Origin of the sequence: Microbacterium sp. (genome assembly GCF_031178525.1) — a bacterium.
In the GTDB taxonomy this organism is placed as follows: domain Bacteria; phylum Actinomycetota; class Actinomycetes; order Actinomycetales; family Microbacteriaceae; genus Microbacterium.
Genome location: NZ_JAPSJA010000236.1, coordinates 1 through 3,593, shown reverse-complemented (window position 1 = coordinate 3,593; position 3,593 = coordinate 1). Strand labels below are relative to the sequence as shown.

The window sequence follows — 3,593 nt, the reverse complement described above, 5'->3', positions numbered from 1 at the left end:
GGTCGGTGAGGATCGGTCGACCCTCTTCGCTCGGCTCGGGTCCCTGGGATGCGACGTCGGTCATCGAACGCCCCTTTCGACGTGACTGTGCGGGAGTTGGGCTCCGCCTCGGCCAAGGCCGGACGTTCCACTCTCGCGACGCTAGGTGGCGGCGCGCGTCGTGTCGACGGGGTTGGCGGATCGCGCGTGCGACGGTACGGTCCGCGACCGGCGACGGATCAGGTCGCGGATTCGGTGCGGGATGCCAGCGCGGCGCGCAGCGCCTGCTCGGCCTCGTCGCCGACGCCCGCCGCCCGGGCGTTCTCGTCGCGGACGGCCTCGACGATCTCGGCGCGCTGGATGCGCGTGCTGCGCGGGGCATCGATCCCGATGCGGATGCTGTCGCCCTTGACGTCGAGGATCGTCACCTCGACATCGTCGCCGATCAGGATGCGCTCACCGATCCGCCTCGTCAACACCAGCATCACGCCAGACTATCGGGCGCGGTGCGCGCGAGGTGAGGCGTCGGGGAGAGGCGCCCGGCAGGACGCACGGAGATCTGCACGGATGCGGACGCATCCGGTCCGGACGCTGCGGCGATACGCAGATCTCCGTCGCTCGTGAAGGTCTCCGTCGCTCGTGGCGGCCAAGCGCGTGCGGACGGCGCGCTTGTCGGATCAGGCCGGCAGCGACGGCGTCGCGCGCGCCACCTCGCCGTCCCGCACGACACCCACCGTCTCGATCGCGAAGCCACCGGCGGTGGCCTCGTTGTACGACAGCACCGGGATGCCGTCGGTCTGGGCCGCGACCAGGCGCCGCACCGCGGGGCGCAGCGACGGCGCGCACACCAGCACGGGCTCGCCCAGCGCCGGGTCGACGTCGTCCACCGCCTGCTTCAGCGACTGGATCACGCCCTCGAGACGCGCCGGATCCAGCACGATGTGCGTGCCGTCCTCGCCCTGTCGCTGGCCCTCGAGCATCGCCTGCTCGAGCAGCGGGTTGATCATGATCACGCGCAGGGCGCCGTCCTGCGCGAAGCGCGCCGCGACGGCGGGGCCGAGCGCCGCGCGGGCGGCCTCGATGAGCCCCTCGGGGTCGGTGGAGACCTTCGCCCGCAGCGACAGCGCCTCGTAGATGCGCGCGAGGTCGTTGATCGGGATCCGCTCGGCGAGCAGCCCCGTCAGCACGCGCTGGATCTCGGCGAGCGACAGCTGGGCCGGCGTGAGCTCCTCGACCGCGGCGGGGCTGATCTGCTTGAGCCCGTCGGTCAGCTGGCGCACGTCCTCGCGGCTGAGCAGGCGGGCGGCACCCGTCTGCACGACGTTGGACAGGTGCGTGACGATCACGCTGGCGCGGTCGATCACGGTCGCGCCGGCGAGCTCGGCGCTGTGACGCATCTCCTGGGGGATCCACTTCCCCTCCAGCCCGAACACCGGGTCGAGCACCGCCGGACCGGGAAGGCCGTCGAGCCCGCCGCCGAGCGCGAGCACCGCGCCGGGAGGAGCGACGCCGCGCCCCGCCTCCACGCCCGCGATCCGGATGGCGTAGGTCGACGGCGGCAGCTCGATGTTGTCGCGCGTGCGCACGGGCGGCACGACGAACCCGAGCTCGAGGGCGATCTTGCGACGCAGCGCCTTGACGCGCGCGAGCAGGTCGTCCGGCCCGCCCGTCACGAGGTCGACCAGGTTCGGCGCCAGCATGATCTCCAGAGCGTGCACGCGCATCTTCTCCATGAGGTCCTCGGGGCGGTCCGACGCGGGCGCAGGCGCCGCCTGCAGCTGCTCGGCGTCGCGTCGCTGCTCGCCCGCCCTGATCCGCTGCGCGATGAGCAGCAGCGCCGCGCCGATCGCGAGGAACGGCAGCATCGGCATGCCCGGGATCAGCGCCATCGCGATCGCGGCGCATCCCGAGATCGTCAGCGCCCCGCGCGACTGCGCGAGCTGCGTCGCCGCCTGCGTGCCCATATCGTGCTCGGCGTTCGAGCGGGTCACGATCATGCCCGTCGAGACCGCCATCAGCAGCGCCGGGATCTGCGTGACCAGGCCGTCGCCCATGGTGAGGATGGCGTAGGTGTTCAGCGCCTCGTCGATGGTCATGCCGTGGTTGAGCATGCCGATGCAGATGCCGCCGACGATGTTGATGATGATGATCACCAGGCCCGCGATCGCGTCGCCCTTGACGAACTTCGACGCGCCGTCCATCGCGCCGTAGAAGTCGGCCTCGGCGGCGACCTCGGCGCGCCGCGAACGTGCCTCGGCGTCGGTGATCAGGCCCGCGTTGAGGTCGGCGTCGATCGCCATCTGCTTGCCGGGCATGGCGTCGAGCGTGAACCGCGCGCCGACCTCCGCCACGCGCTCGGCGCCCTTGGTGACCACGACGAACTGGATCACGACGAGGATCAGGAACACGACGGCGCCGATGATGATCGATCCGCCCACCGCGATCGTGCCGAACGCCTCGATCACCGCGCCAGCGTGCGCCTCGCCGAGGATCAGGCGCGTCGAGGCGACGTTCAGCCCCAGCCGGAACAGCGTCGCGACGAGCAGCAGCGATGGGAACGCCGAGAAGTCCAGCGGACGCTTGGCGAACATCGTGGTGAGCAGGATCACCAGCGCGAACATGATGTTCAGGATGATCAGCAGGTCCAGCAGCGGCGGCGGCACGGGCACGACAAGCAGCAGGATGATGCCGACCACGCCGACGGGGACGGCGAGGTTTTTCAGCAGGGTTCTCATGAGGTCCTCCCGGCGGGGGCGGGTCGTTCGGGCATCGAGTGCACGCCGCGCGCGGAGCCGCGGCGCTTGAGCGCGCCCACGAACACGAGCACGCGCGCGACGGCCGTGTACAGGTCGGTCGGGATCTCCTGGCCCAGCTCGCACGCGGCGTGCAGGGCGCGGGCGAGGGGGATGTCGCGCACCATCGGCACGCCTTCCTCCATCGCCTTCTCGCGGATGCGGTCGGCGATGATGCCGGCGCCCTTGGCGACGACCTTGGGCGCGGAGCGGCCCGGTTCGTACGTGAGGGCGACCGCGACGTGCGTGGGGTTGACGAGCACGACGTCCGCGCCGCCGACCGCGGCGATCATGCGATTGCGGCTCATCGCGAGCTGCCGCGCGCGACGCTGCGAGCGGATCAGAGGATCGCCCTCGTTGCTCTTGGACTCGTCCTTCACCTCGCGCTTCGTCATGCGCGTGTGCTTGGCGTTGCGGCGCATCACGACGAACACGTCGGCGATCGCGAGAGCCACGCCCACCGCCACGGCGACCTGCAGCACGGCGGCCGTGGCGCCGGCGGCCTGGGAGAGCAGGTGGCTGACCGACTGCCCGCCGCTGGCGGCGAGGGTGGGCATCAGGCTGGCGATCACGAGCCACAGCGCGCCGCCGATGGCGAGGGTCTTCAGCAGGGCCTTCGCGCCCTCCCACAGCGCCTGCGTCCCGAACACGCGGCGCAGGCCGGTGACGAGGTTGAACTGCTCGACCCGGCCGGTGAGCGGGCGCAGGTGGATCCCGCCCTGGGCGGCGGCGCCGAGCAGCGTGGCGATGACCACCGCGGCCAGGAGGGGGCCGAGCGTCGCGCCCATCGACTCCAGGCCGTCGGCGAGCACGGCCACGGCG

At 71.9% G+C, this 3,593-nt stretch carries 3 protein-coding genes; all 3 read right to left on the bottom strand.

What is annotated here, in order from left to right:
* Positions 1 to 218: 218 nt before the first annotated feature.
* The gene (gene csrA / locus RIF89_RS12250) at positions 219 to 464 is read right to left on the bottom strand and encodes a carbon storage regulator CsrA (protein ID WP_309069387.1); all 246 of its coding nucleotides are present in this window, start codon (positions 462 to 464) and stop codon (positions 219 to 221) included.
* A gap of 192 nt (positions 465 to 656) precedes the next feature.
* Positions 657 to 2,714, bottom strand: a complete 2,058-nt coding sequence (locus RIF89_RS12245) for a flagellar biosynthesis protein FlhA (RefSeq protein ID WP_309069386.1) — start codon at positions 2,712 to 2,714, stop codon at positions 657 to 659.
* Positions 2,711 to 3,593: EscU/YscU/HrcU family type III secretion system export apparatus switch protein (locus tag RIF89_RS12240; protein ID WP_309069385.1), on the bottom strand; the 883-nt coding region annotated here is incomplete at its 5' end. The genes RIF89_RS12240 and RIF89_RS12245, both read right to left, overlap by 4 nt.

Bases quoted from the DNA above. Each gene is read 5' to 3' on its own strand.
- csrA (WP_309069387.1), bottom strand. From the start codon at position 464: ATGCTGGTGTTGACGAGGCGGATCGGTGAGCGCATCCTGATCGGCGAC.
- RIF89_RS12245 (WP_309069386.1), bottom strand. From the start codon at position 2,714: ATGAGAACCCTGCTGAAAAACCTCGCCGTCCCCGTCGGCGTGGTCGGC.